Source organism: Sphingobium scionense (assembly GCF_014197035.1).
GTDB lineage: Bacteria > Pseudomonadota > Alphaproteobacteria > Sphingomonadales > Sphingomonadaceae > Sphingobium > Sphingobium scionense.
Map to the genome: position 1 here is coordinate 49182 of NZ_JACIEU010000018.1, position 15433 is coordinate 64614.

Here is a 15433-nt window from a genome sequence, read left to right on the forward strand (position 1 = left end):
GCCTTAGCTATCGAAGCACCAAAGCACAAGATTTTCGGGCATGAAGGGCGCAAACGTCAGCCCCAGAAGCGCTTTGTATCTAGCAGCGTCGCATAGGCCTTTTCCGCGCGGCGCAGACGGCGGCGGCGAGTTTTGTCATCCGGTGCGGGCAGATCGAAGCCGATGCCGGCCGCCGCGAGGGTGACGGGCGCGGTCGCCAGATCGTTGAGTCCCCCCAGATCATCCTGCAGCTTTTCCAGCATGGCGGAGAAGGCAGCGTGACGCCGCTGCGGCTTGTTCTTCGGGAACAGCGGCGCGAAAAATTCGCTGGCGTAGCGCAGCTTCTTGGCCGCGATGCGGGCCTGATGGCGCCGCTCGTCGCTTCGCTTGGCAAGATGCTTCCCCTTGCGCTTCAACCGCTTGCGTCGATCCGACAGGATTTCGGCAGCGAAGGGCCTGGCAGGCGAACGCAGCAACGCGGAATCGGCCGGTCGGCTACACCAGTCGCCCAGCGCCAGCCATTCAGCGAGGTCCAGCATCAGGATGCGGGTCTCTCGCGCCTGAAGGCAGAGTTCGGCATCAGCCAGCGCTTCCGCTCGGACGAGTGAGAGGCGGGCAGCGGCATCGTCCGACAGCCTGGGCAGAAGTACGTCGATATTGCGGACCCGGCCAAGCGTGGCGGCGAGCGCATGCAGACCATCCTTGAGCGGCGCGAGTGCCGGATCGCCGACAAGCACCGGCGCAAAGATCGATAGCGCCGAGCGCAGCCGACGCAGCCCTACCCGCGCCTGATGCAAAGCGCCGGGCGTGCCGGTGGCGAGCAGCAAATCCTCGTTCAGGCGGAACTGGCGGATGCAGCCATAAGCGATGGCGCGAAACGCCTGTTCGACGGTCGCGTCGGGTGGGATGGCAATGATTTCGGCCTTTGCCGGCTTGCGCCGTTCCTTCGCCAACAGGGCGTAGCCGCGTTCCGACTTTGAACGCATGCCCAGGCGCAGCGGCACGAGGTCATTGAGCTGGCGCGCCATCGAAAAGAGCAGTGCCGGTTCGCCCGACAGCAATTCCAGTTCGACCTCCGCCAGCCCTGTGGCGCGACGACCGACCCGCACCCGGCCAATGTCGATCGCGCACTCGACCCCCTGCCCGTTCCGATCGAGTCGGTGCACGGTGCGTTCGATATCGGTGACAAAGATTTTGTCGGCGGTTGCCACCGTGGTCGTGCCCACTGCCTGTTCCAAAGTATCCGGAATCATATCGAGCAGCGGGACATTGCCCTCTACCGGCCTTTCCCATTCGGACCGGGCGAAGAGACCAGCCGCCTTGCCGCCATCCGCCTTGATCGTCTGGACATGGGCACGCCCCTTGCGCCGGACGCGCAGGGAAAAACCGGCACGATGCAGGTCGAGCCCCGGCGTATCGAAATAGGTGGCGACGAGATGCGCCACTTGCCCTTCCTGTCCCGCAAACAATGGCGCCTGAGCCAGCAGGGCGCGATCCGCTGGGTCGAATTCCAGCTTCAGCTCGACTTCGCGATTGTCCATCCGTGCGCCCCTTGTTGCGAGCGAAGCTCCCGGGGCCGCGACGCTAGATCGAATCGGGCGCGAAAGGAAATATAATTGTCACAATTGGCCGCGCCGCCGGCTTAGGCCGCCTCCGCCAGCGCCGCCTCGGTCGCGGCGATCCAGCCGCCGCCCAGCACCTGGTCGCCGGCATAGAGAACCGCCGCCTGCCCCGGCGCCACGCCATATTCGGGTGCGTCGAAGATCAGACGATCGCCTTCGAGACGCGCGGGGACCGGCTTTGCCATGGAGCGGACCTTGGCGGTCAGCGGCCCGGCAAAGTCGCGGCCAAGCCAGTTGATGTCGCTAAGGCGCGCGCCCGACACAGCCAGCGCCACCTTCGGCCCGACGATCACTCGGCGCCCTTCCGGATCGAGGCGCACGACATAGAGCGGCTCGGCCTGACCGCCGATTTCCAATCCCTTTCGCTGGCCCACAGTATAGTGGATCAGCCCCTTGTGCCGGCCCAGTACCCGGCCATCGACATGGACGATGTCGCCCCCCTCGTCCGCATCGGGACGCAGCTTGCGCACGATCTTGGCATAATCGCCATCGGGCACGAAGCAGATGTCCTGGCTGTCGGGCTTCAACGCCACCGACAGGCCAAGTTCGGCGGCGATTTCCCGCACCTGGGGCTTGGGCAGGCCACCCAGCGGAAAACGCAGATAGTCGAGCTGCGCCTGAGTCGTGGCGAAGAGGAAATAGCTCTGGTCGCGGGCCGGATCGGCGGCGCGGTGCAGTTCCGCGCCCTGCGCCCCTTCAACCCGGCGGACATAATGGCCCGTGGCGAGGCAGTCGGCACCCAGATCGCGCGCAATCTGGAACAGGTCGGTGAACTTCACGCCCATATTGCATTTGACGCAAGGAATGGGGGTGCGCCCGGCCATATATTCATCGGCAAAGTCGGCGATCACCGAATCGCGGAACTGGGTTTCATAATCAAAGACATAGTGGGCGATGCCGATGCGGTCGGCAACGGCGCGCGCATCGCGGATGTCCTGACCTGCGCAGCAGCTGCCGGTGCGGCCGACGGCCGCGCCATGATCGTAGAGCTGAAGCGTCACGCCGATCACTTCCGCGCCGGTCTTGGCGGCCAGCGCAGCGACCACGCTGCTATCCACGCCGCCGGACATGGCAACGACAATGCGCCGCTGCGAGAGCGGCTCTGGGAGCTGAAATTCGGGCTGCATGACGGCTCATATAGTCGCAGGCGCGCGCGCGTTCCAGCGCCTTCCCCACGCTTCGTCGTTTCGATTACGAAAATGTGTCCGACATTTACCGGACCTTATCCATTGGCCCGATAAAAGCCGGACATGGATTTGAGTTTTCTCCGGACAGGCGGGCTGAAGCCCGCTCTGACAAGGCCGACGGGCCGGGCACGCGTCCCGGCCTGGCCTTTCCTGCGGGCAGCTTCTGCTGCGGCGCAGGCGGCCAGTCCCACGGCCCTTGCGGTCGCGGGCGTCCTGCGGGGGCAGGACGGAATGGAGGACTGGATCCAGGAACTAGGCGAGATTTTCGCGCCACGTTCCGACGGCAAGATCGAGGCCGTCCGTCTCGCGGGAAGCTTTAACCCGTTGATCGCGAGCCATTTAGGGGTGGGGCAAGAATGATGAAGCCCGTGTTTACCTTGGGGCTTTAGCCGATCTTCAGGGCTGATGTGACACCAAGGTTTCGCTGCTGAATTCGGCAACGCCAATGCCGCTAATTGAGGGTAAAGATGATAGAGAACCAGAAAATCAGGCCTGCACAGGTCGTAGGACCGCTCGGCGAACCCCTGACGCTGGAAAATCTGCCTCCCGTGAACACGACCCGCTGGGTCGTGCGTCGCAAGGCGGAGGTCGTCGCTGCCGTCAATGGGGGTCTGCTGACCGTAGACGAGGCATGCGCCCGTTACAGCCTGACGCTCGAAGAATTCGCCAGCTGGCAACGGGCGGTGGACCGTTCGGGCATGCATGGCCTGCGCGTCACGCGCATCCAATATTATAAGTCGCTCTACGAGCGGCAGCAGAAATATTGACGGATCAGGCACCGCCGACAGGCAGGCGCCGGAGAGGATGATGCAGGGGCCGCCGGACACACCGTCCGGCGGCCTCTTTCGTATTGCGCCTCGGAGATGGTTTCTAAAGCGGAATCATTTTCTGCGGGAACGCGAAGCCATGTTCCGGGTTGAATAGCCAGCAACCCGTTGGGGGTGTGGTCAAGGAGAGTAACATGGGCATCATCTTGTGGCTTATCGTGGGCGGCGTCATTGGCTGGCTCGCCAGCATGATCATGCGCACGGACGCACAGCAGGGTATTTTGCTGAACATCGTCGTCGGCATCGTCGGCGCCTTCATCGGCGGCCTGATCTTCAGCGGCGGTTCGATCAACAACGCCGGACTGACACTGTACAGCTTCCTTGTGTCGCTGGTCGGCGCAGTCATCCTGCTGGCGATCGTCAACCTGGTACGGCGCGGATCCGTCCGCTAAAAACCCGACTTTCAACGTCAAAGGCTGCGCCCTTCCCAGGAAGAGCGCGGCCTTTTTTTTGCGTCAGCGCCGGACGCTGAACCAGCGATAGAGCGCCAGCACCGTGATCGCGCCCAGCACGGCTGCGATGAAGCTGGCACGCTGACCAGGCGCATAAAAGCCCATGATCTGGCCGACAAAGGCCGCCAGCAGGGCACCGGCCATCCCCAATAATATCGTGACGACACACCCCCCGGGATCGCGCCCCGGCATGACCAGCCGCGCCAATGCTCCGGCGAGCAGGCCCGTCATGATCCATCCGAGCAGTTCCATGGCGCGTATCCTCTTGCACTGCCCAACCCGCCCCAAGGCGCGGCGTAGCGACATAGTCAGGCCCTTTTGGCAAGAGACGGACAAGATGCAAGAGCCCGCCAGCCCTTTCGCAACAGCACAATTGGCTTTGCGAAGCCCCATTCAACCGTGATAATGGGACTTGAGGGCGGTGATATATTCATATAACACAGTTCCGAGTTTGGGCGGAACCCGCCGGAGAGATGGAAACGGCATGAATTACGAAACTACGCTGACGGGCGAATCGTCCGCGATCCTCATCGATGAGGAAGAGCGGTCCCGACGCCGTCGCCGGCTGCTGATTATCGGTGGCGTGGTGGCGATTGCGCTGATCGCTGTGGCCGCAGCATTGTCGATGCGGGGCAAGGGGGCCGCTACGCCCGATGCTGCGCCGCAGGCCCCTGTCGTGACTGTGACCAGCCCAGGCCAGACGATGGTAGCCCGCACCGTGAGCGCCACCGGCTCGTTGGCCGCACGGGTCGACATGCCGGTCGGCGTGGTTGGCGAAGGCGGCATGGTGACGCGCGTGCTGGTGCAGCCGGGCGACTGGGTCCGCGCTGGTCAGGTGCTGGCGACGGTCGAACGTTCGGTCCAGAGCGAACAGGTCAACTCGCTGGCCGCGCAGGTCGAAGTGCAGCGCGCCAATGCCAAGCTGGCGCAGGCCCAGTTGGAACGCGCCAAGGCGCTGGTCGGCCGGGGCTTCATCAGCGCCGCCGATATCGACCAGCGTACCGCGACCCGCGACCAGGCGATCGCTCAGGTGCGTGTCGCCGAAGCCCAACTGGCCGAACAGCGCGCCCGCACCGGTCGCCTGGATATCCGCGCGCCAGCATCCGGCCTGGTGCTGACCCGCACGGTCGAGCCCGGCCAGATCGTCCAAGCCGGCGGCGGCGTGCTGTTCCGCATGGCCAAGGATGGCGAGATGGAGATGCAGGCGCAGGTCAGCGAAGGCGATCTGGTATCGCTGCGTGCCGGCAACAGCGCGGTGGTGACGCCGATCGGCAGTAACCAGCGCTTCAGCGGCCGGCTCTGGCAGGTATCGCCGGTCGTCGATCCGCAGACCCGCCAGGGCATCGCCCGCATTGCCCTGTCCTATAATGACGCGATCCGCCCGGGCGGCTTTGCCTCCGCCACCATCACCAGCGGGTCGGGCAATGCGCCGCTGCTGCCGGAATCGGCGGTGCAGAGCGATGCCAAGGGCAGCTATGTCTATATCATCAACGGCAAGAACCAGGTCGAGCGGCGCGATGTGAAGATAGGCCAGGTATCCGACACTGGCGTCGCCGTCACCAGCGGTATCACCGGCGCGGAACGCATCGTGACATCGGCCGGCGCCTTCCTGACCGTGGGTCAGAAGGTCAAGCCTGAAGCACTGAAGGCGCGCTGACACACGAATCCCGGCCGGGCCAGCGCGCCCGCGCCGGCAGGACTGAATGAATTGGAAGCGGGCGCGACAGCGTCCGGTGAGGGAAGCCCATCATGAGTTTTCGCAATATCTCCGCATGGGCGATCCGCAATCCGGTGCCGCCGCTGGTCATGTTTGCTGCGCTGATGCTGGCTGGCGTCGTCAGCTTCATGCGGATGGACATCAACCAGAATCCCGACATCAGCTTCCCCATGGTCAGCGTCACCGTCTCTCAGCCGGGCGCCGCGCCGACCGAGCTGGAAACCCAGGTGACCCAGCGGGTCGAGGCCGCCGTGCGCGGTATCAGCGGGGTCGAGGACATCACCTCCTTCGCGTCCGAAGGCCAGTCGCTGACCAATGTTCAGTTCAAGATCGGGACGCCGGTCGATCGCGCGGTCAATGACGTCAAGAATGCCGTCGACCAGATCCGCAGCGACCTGCCCGACGGTATTCTGGAGCCGCAGGTCCAGCGCATCGACGTGGATGGCGGCCCGATCGCCTATTTCAGCGCCGAAGCGACCGACCTGACGCTGGAGGAATTGTCCTGGTATGTCGACAATACGGTCGCCAAGCGCTTGCTGTCGGTCAGCGGCATGGCGGCGGTGCGGCGCGGCGGCGGCGTCAGCCGCGAGATCCGTGTCATCCTGGCACCCGCACGCCTGCAGGCCTATGGCGTCACCGCCGCGCAGGTGAATGCGCAGCTGAGCCAAGTGAACCTCAACGCGGCCGGTGGCCGCACCGAGATTGCCGGCGCCGAACAGTCGATCCGTGTGCTGGGCAATGCCCGCAATGCCCATGACCTGGGCCAGACTCAGATCGCCATTTCCGGCGGCCGCACGGTCAAGCTTGCCGACATTGCCGAAGTTCGCGACATGTATGCCGAACAGCGCAGCCTGGCGCTGATGAACGGCCGCCAGGTGACCAGCTTCAGCCTGGAAAAGGCCAAGGGTTCGTCCGACGTCACCGTCTATGACGATGCGATGAAGGTGTTGGACAAGCTGAAAAAGGAAAATCCCAAGGTCCAGTTCAAGCAACTCTATTCCAGCGTCGAATATACCCGTGGCCAGTATCACAGCGCCATGTCGGCGATGATCGAGGGCGCGGTGCTGGCGGTCGTCATCGTCTTCCTGTTCCTGCGCGACTGGCGCGCGACGATGATCTCGGCCCTTGCCATTCCATTGTCCGCGATCCCGTCCTTCTGGTTCATGGACATGCTGGGCTTCACGCTGAACGGCATTTCGCTGCTGGCGCTTAGCCTGGTGGCGGGCGTGCTGGTCGATGACGCGATCGTGGAGATCGAGAATATCGTGCGCCACATGCGCATGGGCAAATCGGCCTATCAGGCGTCGATCGACGCGGCCGACGAAATCGGCCTCGCCGTGCTGGCGACCACCATGGCGATCGTTGCGGTGTTCCTGCCGGTCGCGCTGATGCCTGGTATTTCGGGCCAGTTCTTCATCCAATTCGGCATGACCGTGGTCGTGTCGGTGCTGATGAGCCTGGCCGTGGCGCGCCTGATCACGCCGATGATAGCCGCCTATTTCCTGAAGGCCCATGGCGAAGCGAGCCACGGCGAAGGCTGGCTGATGGACCGCTATATGAACGTGCTCCACTGGTCGCTGGACCAGCGCAAGGCGAAGGCCCGGCGCGCCCGGGGCGGGTTCCGCAACCGCTTCGTCGGCTTTTTCGTCGACCATCGCGTCTGGACGATGGGCATCGGCATACTGGCTTTTCTTGCCACGCTGGTCGCCTTTGGCACGCTGCCCATGACCTTCCAGCCGACGATCAACACCGATTTCAGCCAGGTAAAGATCGAGACCGTGCCGGGCAGCACGCTGGCACAGACCACCGCCATCACCCGCAAGGTCGCCGACATGCTGGCCGCCGACACGGATGTTGTCGAGGCCGCCTTTGCCGATATCGAGCCGACCAGTGCCGACATCTTCCTGACGCTAAAGAAGACTCGGCCGATGTCGTCGGTGGAATGGGAGCGCAAGGTCGCGCCCCAGTTCCAGACGATCGCCGACGCGCGGGTCAATTTCCAGTCGCAGTCGGGCGGTGGTTTCGGCCGAGACATCATCATGATGTATGGTTCGGACGATCCGGAACTACTGGAAAAGACGGCCAACCAGTTGGTGCATGAAATGGCCGGCATTCGCGAATTGCGCGCGCCACGCGTGCAGGGCGACATGCAGCGACCGGAAATCATCATCAAGCCGCGCCTTGACCTGGCTGCCAGCATGGGCGTGACGACGGCCGCGCTCAGCCAGTCGATCCGCATTGCGACGATCGGCGATATCGACCAGAATGTCGCCAAATTCTCGCTGTCCGATCGCCAGATCCCGATCCGCGTCGCGCTGGCCGAGGACAGCCGCAAGGACATGTCGACGATTGAGAATATGCCGGTGCCGACGGTGTCGGGCGGATCGGTGCCGCTCAAGGTGGTTGCCGACATCAGCTTTGGCGCAGGCCCGACGCAGATCCGCCGCTACAACCAGATTCGCCGCGTCGTCGTCGGCGCGGACTTGGCGCCCGGCATCGTCACAAGCCAGGCCAACCAGAAGATCAACGCACTGCCGACGATGAAGGCCATCAAGGAAGGCCGCATCCAAGGCGTGCAGAAGATCGAGGCCGGCGACAGCAAGTTCCAAGCGGAAATGCTGACCAACTTCGTGATCGCCGTCTTCTCCGGCATCATGCTGGTGCTCGCCGTGCTGGTGCTGCTCTACAAGCGGATCATGCCGCCCTTCGTGAACCTGGGGTCGCTGCTGCTGGCGCCGCTGGGCGGGGCGATCGCGCTGCACATCGCCGGCCAGCCCATGTCCCTGCCCGTGTTCATTGGCCTGCTGATGCTGCTGGGCATCGTCGCCAAGAATTCGATCCTGGTGATCGACTTCGCGCTGGAGGAAATGGAAAAGGGCGTGCCCAAGCAGGAGGCGATCATCGACGCCGGCCACAAGCGCGCCCAGCCCATCGTGATGACCACGGTCGCAATGGTCGCGGGCATGGTGCCGACTGCCCTGTCGCTGTCGGGTGACGCCGCCTGGCGCGCGCCAATGGGCATCACAGTGATCGGCGGCTTGCTATTGTCGACAGTGCTGACACTGGTGATCGTGCCGGCCGTGTTCAGTCTGGCGCTGGGCGTCGAGCAATGGGCCGGGCCGCGGCTCAGCCGCCGCTTCCTGACCCACAAGTCGCATGACGGCCATTCGGGCAGCCATGCCCAGCCGGCGGAATAAGGAGCCGGGTTCGCGCGGGCAGCCCAATGGCAAAATATGGGGCTTGCCTGAACGAAACGGGCGCGTAACCGTTTCACCGTCATGAAGCTGCTGCGCATGCCCCGTTCGCCCCTCGACGCCGCTGCCCATCCCGCGCGGCGCATGCGGCTGGTGGCGACGGGGATGTTGCTGGCGATGGCAGCGATTTTCATCGCGGCGCGTGCCACCGTCCATCTCCACCCCGCGATCGGCTTCGTCCAGGCCTTTGCCGAGGCGGCGATGGTCGGCGGCCTGGCCGACTGGTTCGCGGTTACCGCCCTGTTCCGCCATCCGCTGGGCCTGCCGATTCCCCACACCGCGATTATTCCGCGCAACAAGGACCGGATCGGCGACACGCTGGCGATCTTCCTGCGCGACAATTTCCTGACCCCGGCCGTGGTCGCGCGGCGGATGCGCGGCATGGACGTGGCCGGCGCGGCCGGCCGTTTCCTCGCCAGCCCGTCGGCGGGTGACGGGCGATTGCGCATGGGCGCATCGCGGCTGCTCGCCGACATGCTGGAGGCACTCGACCAGGAGCGGCTGGGCGGGATGGTGAAGGGCGCAATCGGCCAGCGACTACGCGCTATCAATATCGGCCCGTTGGTCGGCCAGGCGATCGAGGCGGCGATGCGCGATGGCCGTCACGCACCGGTGATGGACGGCATCATCCAATGGGCAGACAAAGCACTGGAGGCGAACGACCATCTGATCCGCCAGATGGTGCATGAACGCGCAGGCACGGTGCTGCGCTGGACCGGACTGGACGAAAATCTGGCTAACGCGATTCTGGGTGGCCTGCGCAAGCTGTTGGCGGACATGGCTGCCGATCCCGGCCACAGCCTGCGCCTCAAGGCCGAGGAAGGCATGGCCAAGCTCGCCTTCGATCTGCAGTTCGACATCGAGATGCAGGCGAAGGCCGCGAAGATTCGCGACGAGATACTCGACAATCCGGCGATGCAGCGCTGGATCGAGGGGATGTGGGAACAGGCCCGCACCGGCCTGCTGCGCGCGGTGCGCGATCCGGGCAAGGCGATGGCGGGGCGACTGGGCGAGGCGTTGCAGCAACTGGGCGGCACCCTGCAGGAGGATGCGCGGCTGAAGCTGGTGATCAATCGCTTCGTGCGGCGCGGCGCGGTCGGGGCAACGGCAACCTATGGCGATTCGATCGTCAAGCTGGTGAGCGAGACCGTGCGCGGATGGGATGCCGGCACGGTCACCAGCCGGCTGGAGAATGCGGTCGGCCGCGATCTGCAATATATCCGCATCAACGGCACCCTGGTGGGCGGACTGGTGGGGCTGGCGATCCACGCGATCGACACATTCTTCTGAGAAATGGTCGGGGCGCATCGGGCCAAAAACGACGCGCCCCGACCGGAACCGGTCGCACAGAGGAGACGGCTTCCGGTTCCTAGCTGAAAATCAGTCTTCGGGGCCGCCCTCTCCACCCGGCGGCGGCGATGGCGGCAGTTCGTCGGCGCTCAGCACGCCGTCGCCATTGCGGTCGAGATCATGGAACATGGCGAGCGATGGCGCGGAAAACTCGGCGCGGTCGATCACGCCATCCTCATTGCCATCCTCGGGATAGGGCATGGCCCGGCCTGGCGGCGGTGGTGGGGCGGTCTCGCTGCGCTGGCTGCCAGGAGGCGGCCCGGGCGGTGGTCCGCCGGGCGAAGAGCCACCGGCACCGCCGGGGCCTCCAGGACCGTCACGGCCATGCCCGCGTTCCCCCTGCCCTTCCTCGCGCGGACCGCGCTGATGGCCCAGCATCTGCTGCATCGCTTCGACCGAGATCGCGCCATCGCCGTCCGAATCCATCGCCGAAAAGCGGCGGTCGAGCCAAGCCTGCATCTCGTCCCGCGTGATCCGACCGTCGCCGTCGGCATCGGCGGCCCAGAGGCCATCGGGCCGGCCCTTGTCGCCTTGCGACCCTTCCATCCGCGCAGACAGGTCAGCCGGTTGCTGGGCGAACAGCGGCACCGGCAGCAACAAGGTCGACAATAGCAGCATCGTGGGAAGGCGCATCGGGGCTCCTGGATTGGCGTTACCCCAGTTCCTCGCATCGCCGCTTTGCCCCGATATGTCCCAAGGCGACGCGAATGTTTCAAGCGGACCCGGTCTGAAAATTGATGTTGCAACATATCATAAATTGATGTTGTATCATTGCATGAGCGCCGCAGGGACGGCGCCACAAGAGGAGGGTGCAGTCCATGTATATGACGATGCAACCGGCACATGATGCGACCCGGTCGGGCTATGCCGCACGGCGCAAGTCACCGGTCGGGATAGGCGGCGCGATCGCCGTCCATGCGGTGGTGGTGGGCGCCTTCCTGCTGATGCCCAAGGAGGTCATCGACTGGGTGCGTCCGGCACCGCCGATCACTGGCTATCCCGTCCCGCTCCCTCCGCCGCCCGAACCGGCGCCACCGGAACCGAACAACCAGACGGTGCAGACCAACCCGCTACCGCAAAAGCCGACGACCACCGATCCGATCGTGCCGATGCCCGTGCCGGCCGGCCCGACGGTGGAAACCGGTCCATCCTCACCCTTTGACGGCTCCGGAACCGGGACGGTCATCGATCCGCCCCTGCCTCCGCTACATATCCCGGTACAGGTCGAAGCCAGCATAGCGCCCAATGCGCTGGGCACTTTTCAGCCCGATTACCCCGGCACGATGATCCGCCAAGGGCTGGAAGGCAACGTCACCGTGCGCGTTACCATCAGCCCGGAAGGCCGCGTCACCGACATCGTCAAGGTATCGGCCACTGACGAGAGCTTCTGGCTCGCCACCCAGAAGCATGCGCTACGCAAATGGCGCTTCCGCCCGGCGACACGCGACGGCGTGGCGGTGAGCAGCATCAAGACGCTGACCGTCCGTTTCACCCTGACCGATCGCTGAGCAAAGAACGGGCTGGCAAGCCCCGCCCGTCCCTTTCATGGAGGGATGTTCGATGGATCATTTTGCATCCGCGCCCGCCCTGCCCTATAAGCGCGGCATGGCGATATTTCCCCGTCCCGTTTCTCCCAAGAGCGCCTTTGGCGACTTCTGGAGCTATTTCCGGCAGCAGCGGAAGCATAAATGGCCGCTGCTCGGCGTGTCCGCGGCCTTCACCTATGTGATCGTCTGGGCCTTCATCGTCGATGCGAACACCAACACGATGCCGACCCGCAACAAGATCATCTATGTCCAGAGCTGGGACGCGAACCGATCCGATGCGGCGGTGATCCTGCAGCAGAAGATCGACTTCGCCAAGCGCGAGGCGGCCCTCGTCAAGCAGCAGAAGAAGATGCAGGGCTTTGCCGACGCATTCGGCATCGAATGGCGCGACGAAGAGGCTCGCAACACCGCACGCCGCAAGGAAGCCGTCCGCCAGATCAATGGCTTGCTGGATGAGCGGTTGGCCAAAGCCGAAGGCAAGGCCAAGCCGGCGACCGCGCAACCCTGACCATGATGAACGACATCGCCGCCGACCGTCGCTACATGGCGGCGGCGATTGCCCTGTCGGAACGTGGCCGGGGCCTGTCCACCCCCAACCCCAATGTCGGCTGCCTGATCGTGCGCGACGGTCATGTCGTCGGGCGCGGCTGGACCCAGAAGGGAGGCCGCCCCCATGCCGAGGCACAGGCGCTGGACGAGGCGCTTGACCGTGCGGAGGGGGCCACCGCCTATGTCACGCTGGAGCCCTGTTTCCACCTCAGCCCACGCGGCCCCCGCTGCGCCGACCTGATGGCGCGCGCCGGCGTCGCCCGAGTCGTGATCGCGCTGCGCGATCCCGATCCACGCACCGATGGCCAGGGCGCAACCTGGCTGCGTGAGCGCGGCGTGACGGTCGAGATGGGGCTGATGGCGGCCGAGGCGGCCGAGGCGATGCGCGGTTTCGTGCTACGCCAGACGCTGGGACGCCCGGCGGTCACGTTGAAGCTCGGCCTCTCGCTCGACGGGCGGATTGCGCTCGCCGACGGGTCGAGCCGCTGGATCACCGGCCCCGATGCCCGCGCCCATGCCCATCTGGAGCGAGCGCGGCATGACGCCATATTGGTCGGCGGCGGCACGCTGCGCGCCGACGCCCCAAGCCTGGACGTGCGCCTGCCAGGGCTAGAGGATCGATCGCCCCGCCGGCTGCTGCTGAGCCGCAGCCCGGCGCCCGAAGGCTGGAGCGCGATTGCCGATCCGGAGGATATCGCGACGCTCGACCGGGTCGATCATCTGATGGTCGAGGGCGGAGCCGAGGCCGCCGCCGCCTTCCTGCGCGCCGATCTGATCGACCGGTTGCTGCTCTATCGCGCGCCGATCCTGATCGGCTCGGGCATGGCCGGGATCGGCGACATCGGTCTTGTCGACCTGGCCGATGCCCATGGCCGCTGGCGCCAGACCGAGGAGCGCCGGCTGGGTCCGGACCGGCTGGAGGTTTACGCGCGGACGCGCAGCGCCTAGATCAGCGCAAATTTCTTTCCCAAGGATCTGGGCACCATGTTCACCGGCATCATCACCGACATCGGCACCATTCGCACCCATGAGCAGCGCGGCGACCTGCGCCTGATCATCGAGAGCGGCTATGACATGGAGACGGTCGCGATCGGCGCATCGATCGCCTGTTCGGGGGCCTGCCTGACGGTGGTCGAAAAAGGACCGGGCTGGTTCGCGGTCGACCTGTCGGCCGAGACCGTCGCCCGCACCGCGCCGGGCCTGTGGGCACAGGGCGGCAAGCTCAACCTGGAACGCGCACTGAAGGTCGGCGACGAACTGGGCGGCCATATCGTCACCGGCCATGTCGACGGCATCGGCCATCTGGTGTCCGCCAGCCGCGAGGGCGATTCGATCCGCCTGGTCATAAGCGCGCCGGCGGAACTGGCCGCAGCGCTGGCCGCAAAGGGGTCGATCACATTGGACGGCATCTCGCTGACGGTGAACAGCGTCGAGGATCAGCCCGACGGCAGCGTGCATTTCGGTCTCAACATCATCCCGCACACTGCGATCGCAACGACGCTGGACAGCCTGCCCGATGGCCGGACGTTCAATCTGGAGATCGATGTGCTGGCCCGCTATCTCGACCGGATGCAGAGCCTTCGCAGCAAATGATGTGATTCCACCCTTGAAGAAATCACATTGCAGTGTGATATAGCTCTCATCCCGATCCGGGAAGGAGTAACTATGTCGTCCTCGCTTATCGATTCCGTCCGCGCCCTCGTCACCGATGGCGGCATGTCCCGATCGGGTCTGGCGCGCGCCGCCGGCCTGCACGCCAACAGCTTGCGCAAGCTGGGCGAAGGCGACTGGAATCCGACCGCCGAGACACTCGGCAAGCTGGAAGCCTATCTGCTCAAGCGCGAGGGCGGCACCGCGCTCGCCAGCCCCGAAGAAATCATCAACGAGGCCCGCAACGGCCGCATGTTCATCCTGGTCGATGACGAGGATCGCGAAAATGAAGGCGATCTGGTCATCCCTGCCCAGATGGCGACACCGGACGCGATCAACTTCATGGCCACCCATGGTCGCGGCCTCATCTGCCTGGCGCTGACCAAGAGCCGGGTGGAGGAACTGGGCCTGGACCTGATGAGCCGCAACAACGGCACCCGCCATGAAACCGCCTTCACCGTGTCGATCGAGGCGCGCGAAGGCGTCACCACCGGCATCAGCGCCGCCGACCGCGCGCGCACCGTTTCGGTCGCGATCGATTCGAGCAAGGGCAAGCAGGACATCGTCACGCCCGGCCATATCTTCCCGCTGATCGCCAAGGATGGCGGCGTGCTGGTGCGCACCGGCCATACCGAAGCGGCGGTCGACGTTGCGCGCCTGGCCGGCCTCAACCCATCGGGCGTCATCTGCGAGGTGATGAAGGATGACGGTACGATGGCGCGCCTCGACGACCTCATCCCCTTCGCCGCCAAGCACAAGATGAAGATCGGCACGATCCGCGACCTGATCGCCTATCGCCGCCGCCACGACCATGTCGTCGAGCGTCGCGCCGAAACGGCCTTCGAAAGCAAGTGGGGCGGTGACTGGAAGGCGATCACCTTCTTCAACAAGGCAACCCAGTCGGAACAGCTGGTACTGCAGAAGGGCAAGGTCGACCCCGACCAGCCGACTCTGGTCCGCATGCACCAGCTGGCCCCGCTGAGCGACATTTTCGGCGGCGAGGGGCCACGTGGCGACGTGCTCGCTCGGTCGATGGAAATCATCGCCAAGGAAGGCGCTGGCGTGGTCGTGCTGCTGCGTGACGGCGAACCTGACATGCTGACCCGCATGATCCAGGCCCATGCCGGCAAGCAGCCCGGCGGCATGGACGAACTGCGCGACTATGGCGTGGGTGCGCAAATCCTGGCGGAACTGGGCGTGCATGACATGATCCTGCTCAGCAACACCCAGCACAGCCTGATCGCCCTTGACGGCTATGACCTGGCCGTGGTTGGGCAGCGTCCGATCGAGCTCTGAAGG

General features: G+C 65.0%; 15 protein-coding genes. 11 read left to right on the forward strand and 4 right to left on the reverse strand.

Going from position 1 to position 15433, the window contains the following annotated elements; all coding sequences use genetic code 11:
- Positions 1-56: 56 nt before the first annotated feature.
- Together GGQ90_RS19720 and mnmA are read right to left on the reverse strand one after the other, a co-directional pair.
- The gene (locus tag GGQ90_RS19720) at positions 57-1520 is read right to left on the reverse strand and encodes a CYTH and CHAD domain-containing protein (RefSeq protein WP_188083605.1); all 1464 of its coding nucleotides are present in this window, start codon (positions 1518-1520) and stop codon (positions 57-59) included.
- A gap of 101 nt (positions 1521-1621) precedes the next feature.
- On the reverse strand, positions 1622-2728 hold the full coding sequence (gene mnmA, locus GGQ90_RS19725) for a tRNA 2-thiouridine(34) synthase MnmA (protein ID WP_188083606.1): 1107 nt from the start codon (positions 2726-2728) through the stop codon (positions 1622-1624).
- A gap of 291 nt (positions 2729-3019) precedes the next feature.
- On the opposite strand from mnmA, the gene GGQ90_RS29725 reads away from it, so the two are divergent.
- From GGQ90_RS29725 to GGQ90_RS19740, 3 genes are all read left to right on the forward strand, one after another.
- Positions 3020-3148, forward strand: a complete 129-nt coding sequence (locus GGQ90_RS29725; RefSeq protein WP_281391450.1) for a hypothetical protein — start codon at positions 3020-3022, stop codon at positions 3146-3148.
- 107 nt (positions 3149-3255) lie between these two features.
- Complete coding sequence (sciP, locus tag GGQ90_RS19735) at positions 3256-3555, forward strand: CtrA inhibitor SciP (RefSeq protein ID WP_004208844.1); 300 nt, start codon at positions 3256-3258, stop codon at positions 3553-3555.
- Between the two features lie 194 nt (positions 3556-3749).
- Positions 3750-4007 (forward strand): GlsB/YeaQ/YmgE family stress response membrane protein, encoded by a 258-nt coding sequence (locus tag GGQ90_RS19740; RefSeq protein WP_007713007.1) that lies wholly within the window; start codon positions 3750-3752, stop codon positions 4005-4007.
- Between the two features lie 63 nt (positions 4008-4070).
- Here GGQ90_RS19740 and GGQ90_RS19745 read toward each other — a convergent pair whose 3' ends face one another.
- Entirely contained in the window at positions 4071-4319 is a 249-nt protein-coding gene (locus GGQ90_RS19745) for a GlsB/YeaQ/YmgE family stress response membrane protein (RefSeq protein ID WP_188083608.1), read from the reverse strand.
- Between the two features lie 232 nt (positions 4320-4551).
- Here GGQ90_RS19745 and GGQ90_RS19750 point away from each other — a divergent pair, with 232 nt between their 5' ends.
- The 3 genes from GGQ90_RS19750 to GGQ90_RS19760 all read left to right on the forward strand — a co-directional run bounded on the left by GGQ90_RS19750 (position 4552) and on the right by GGQ90_RS19760 (position 10328).
- The gene (locus GGQ90_RS19750; protein ID WP_188083609.1) at positions 4552-5724 is read left to right on the forward strand and encodes an efflux RND transporter periplasmic adaptor subunit; all 1173 of its coding nucleotides are present in this window, start codon (positions 4552-4554) and stop codon (positions 5722-5724) included.
- A gap of 92 nt (positions 5725-5816) precedes the next feature.
- Positions 5817-8981, forward strand: coding sequence for an efflux RND transporter permease subunit (locus tag GGQ90_RS19755; protein WP_188083610.1), 3165 nt, complete (start codon positions 5817-5819; stop codon positions 8979-8981).
- A gap of 81 nt (positions 8982-9062) precedes the next feature.
- Positions 9063-10328 (forward strand): DUF445 domain-containing protein, encoded by a 1266-nt coding sequence (locus GGQ90_RS19760; protein WP_188083611.1) that lies wholly within the window; start codon positions 9063-9065, stop codon positions 10326-10328.
- A 90-nt stretch (positions 10329-10418) separates the two neighbouring features.
- Here GGQ90_RS19760 and GGQ90_RS19765 read toward each other — a convergent pair whose 3' ends face one another.
- A complete protein-coding gene (locus GGQ90_RS19765) occupies positions 10419-11021 on the reverse strand; it encodes a hypothetical protein (protein ID WP_188083612.1) in 603 nt (200 codons plus the stop codon).
- Between the two features lie 185 nt (positions 11022-11206).
- Here GGQ90_RS19765 and GGQ90_RS19770 point away from each other — a divergent pair, with 185 nt between their 5' ends.
- The 5 genes from GGQ90_RS19770 to ribB all read left to right on the forward strand — a co-directional run bounded on the left by GGQ90_RS19770 (position 11207) and on the right by ribB (position 15430).
- The gene (locus GGQ90_RS19770; RefSeq protein ID WP_188083613.1) at positions 11207-11896 is read left to right on the forward strand and encodes an energy transducer TonB; all 690 of its coding nucleotides are present in this window, start codon (positions 11207-11209) and stop codon (positions 11894-11896) included.
- Positions 11897-11948: 52 nt separating this feature from the next.
- Positions 11949-12443: a hypothetical protein gene (locus GGQ90_RS19775; protein ID WP_188083614.1), complete on the forward strand. Its 495-nt coding sequence runs from the start codon at positions 11949-11951 to the stop codon at positions 12441-12443.
- Between the two features lie 35 nt (positions 12444-12478).
- On the forward strand, positions 12479-13432 hold the full coding sequence (gene ribD, locus GGQ90_RS19780) for a bifunctional diaminohydroxyphosphoribosylaminopyrimidine deaminase/5-amino-6-(5-phosphoribosylamino)uracil reductase RibD (RefSeq protein WP_188083667.1): 954 nt from the start codon (positions 12479-12481) through the stop codon (positions 13430-13432).
- 36 nt (positions 13433-13468) lie between these two features.
- Positions 13469-14077 (forward strand): riboflavin synthase, encoded by a 609-nt coding sequence (locus GGQ90_RS19785; RefSeq protein WP_188083615.1) that lies wholly within the window; start codon positions 13469-13471, stop codon positions 14075-14077.
- 72 nt (positions 14078-14149) lie between these two features.
- On the forward strand, positions 14150-15430 hold the full coding sequence (gene ribB / locus GGQ90_RS19790; protein ID WP_188083616.1) for a 3,4-dihydroxy-2-butanone-4-phosphate synthase: 1281 nt from the start codon (positions 14150-14152) through the stop codon (positions 15428-15430).
- Positions 15431-15433: the final 3 nt, after the last annotated feature.

What these genes read in the sequence shown, in the direction of transcription:
- GGQ90_RS19765 (WP_188083612.1), bottom strand. Translation starts at nt 11,021, where the DNA reads ATGCGCCTTCCCACGATGCTGCTATTGTCGACCTTGTTGCTGCCGGTG.
- GGQ90_RS19785 (WP_188083615.1), top strand. Translation starts at nt 13,469, where the DNA reads ATGTTCACCGGCATCATCACCGACATCGGCACCATTCGCACCCATGAG.
- sciP (WP_004208844.1), top strand. Translation starts at nt 3,256, where the DNA reads ATGATAGAGAACCAGAAAATCAGGCCTGCACAGGTCGTAGGACCGCTC.
- GGQ90_RS19720 (WP_188083605.1), bottom strand. Translation starts at nt 1,520, where the DNA reads ATGGACAATCGCGAAGTCGAGCTGAAGCTGGAATTCGACCCAGCGGAT.
- GGQ90_RS19755 (WP_188083610.1), top strand. Translation starts at nt 5,817, where the DNA reads ATGAGTTTTCGCAATATCTCCGCATGGGCGATCCGCAATCCGGTGCCG.
- ribD (WP_188083667.1), top strand. Translation starts at nt 12,479, where the DNA reads ATGGCGGCGGCGATTGCCCTGTCGGAACGTGGCCGGGGCCTGTCCACC.
- GGQ90_RS19760 (WP_188083611.1), top strand. Translation starts at nt 9,063, where the DNA reads ATGAAGCTGCTGCGCATGCCCCGTTCGCCCCTCGACGCCGCTGCCCAT.
- GGQ90_RS19770 (WP_188083613.1), top strand. Translation starts at nt 11,207, where the DNA reads ATGTATATGACGATGCAACCGGCACATGATGCGACCCGGTCGGGCTAT.
- GGQ90_RS19745 (WP_188083608.1), bottom strand. Translation starts at nt 4,319, where the DNA reads ATGGAACTGCTCGGATGGATCATGACGGGCCTGCTCGCCGGAGCATTG.
- ribB (WP_188083616.1), top strand. Translation starts at nt 14,150, where the DNA reads ATGTCGTCCTCGCTTATCGATTCCGTCCGCGCCCTCGTCACCGATGGC.
- GGQ90_RS29725 (WP_281391450.1), top strand. Translation starts at nt 3,020, where the DNA reads ATGGAGGACTGGATCCAGGAACTAGGCGAGATTTTCGCGCCACGTTCC.
- mnmA (WP_188083606.1), bottom strand. Translation starts at nt 2,728, where the DNA reads ATGCAGCCCGAATTTCAGCTCCCAGAGCCGCTCTCGCAGCGGCGCATT.
- GGQ90_RS19740 (WP_007713007.1), top strand. Translation starts at nt 3,750, where the DNA reads ATGGGCATCATCTTGTGGCTTATCGTGGGCGGCGTCATTGGCTGGCTC.
- GGQ90_RS19750 (WP_188083609.1), top strand. Translation starts at nt 4,552, where the DNA reads ATGAATTACGAAACTACGCTGACGGGCGAATCGTCCGCGATCCTCATC.
- GGQ90_RS19775 (WP_188083614.1), top strand. Translation starts at nt 11,949, where the DNA reads ATGGATCATTTTGCATCCGCGCCCGCCCTGCCCTATAAGCGCGGCATG.